The organism is Acinetobacter sp. YH01018, from assembly GCF_013420295.1.
Classification (GTDB): Bacteria; Pseudomonadota; Gammaproteobacteria; order Pseudomonadales; family Moraxellaceae; genus Acinetobacter.
Map to the genome: position 1 here is coordinate 1 of NZ_VOYL01000122.1, position 1,228 is coordinate 1,228.

Genomic DNA, 1,228 nt, shown 5'->3' on the forward strand with positions numbered 1-1,228 from the left:
AGTACCAGCGTACGGCCCACAGAATGATGTCACGCTGAAAATGCCGGCCTTTGAATGGGTTCATGTGCAGCTCCATCAGCAAAAGGGGATGATAAGTTTATCACCACCGACTATTTGCAACAGTGCCGATAAAAATATATCATCATGAACAATAAAACTGTCTGCTTACATAAACAGTAATACAAGGGGTGTTATGAGCCATATTCAACGGGAAACGTCTTGCTCGAGGCCGCGATTAAATTCCAACCTGGATGCTGATTTATATGGGTATAGATGGGCTCGCGATAATGTCGGGCAATCAGGTGCGACAATCTATCGATTGTATGGGAAGCCCAATGCGCCAGAGTTGTTTCTGAAACATGGCAAAGGTAGCGTTGCCAATGATGTTACAGATGAGATGGTCAGACTAAACTGGCTGACGGCATTTATGCCTCTTCCGACCATCAAGCATTTTATCCGTACTCCTGATGATGCATGGTTACTCACCACTGCGATCCCCGGGAAAACAGCATTCCAGGTATTAGAAGAATATCCTGATTCAGGTGAAAATATTGTTGATGCGCTGGCAGTGTTCCTGCGCCGGTTGCATTCGATTCCTGTTTGTAATTGTCCTTTTAACAGCGATCGCGTATTTCGTCTCGCTCAGGCGCAATCACGAATGAATAACGGTTTGGTTGATGCTAGTGATTTTGATGACGAGCGTAATGGCTGGCCTGTTGAACAAGTCTGGAAAGAAATGCATAAGCTTTTGCCATTCTCACCGGATTCAGTCGTCACTCATGGTGATTTCTCACTTGATAACCTTATTTTTGACGAGGGGAAATTAATAGGTTGTATTGATGTTGGACGAGTCGGAATCGCAGACCGATACCAGGATCTTGCCATCCTATGGAACTGCCTCGGTGAGTTTTCTCCTTCATTACAGAAACGGCTTTTTCAAAAATATGGTATTGATAATCCTGATATGAATAAATTGCAGTTTCATTTGATGCTCGATGAGTTTTTCTGATAGTTAGTCTTTGTAGAGACACAAACCTGAAATTCCGGACACCGCGCTTCAGGACATCTCCCTGGACGCCGATATCTGGCAGTATCCGGACGGGGCACTGTTGCAAATAGTCGGTGGTGATAAACTTATCATCCCCTTTTGCTGATGGAGCTGCACATGAACCCATTCAAAGGCCGGCATTTTCAGCGTGACATCATTCTGTGGGCCGTACGCTGGTAC

At 45.1% G+C, this 1,228-nt stretch carries 1 protein-coding gene; it reads left to right on the forward strand.

Annotation, left to right across the window (positions count from 1 at the left end):
- Positions 1-193 precede the first annotated feature (193 nt).
- Positions 194-1,009 carry an aminoglycoside O-phosphotransferase APH(3')-Ia gene (locus FTT83_RS15915; protein WP_000018326.1) on the forward strand — a complete coding sequence of 272 codons (816 nt, stop codon included), beginning with the start codon at positions 194-196 and terminating at the stop codon, positions 1,007-1,009.
- The last annotated feature ends 219 nt before the right edge of the window (positions 1,010-1,228 follow it).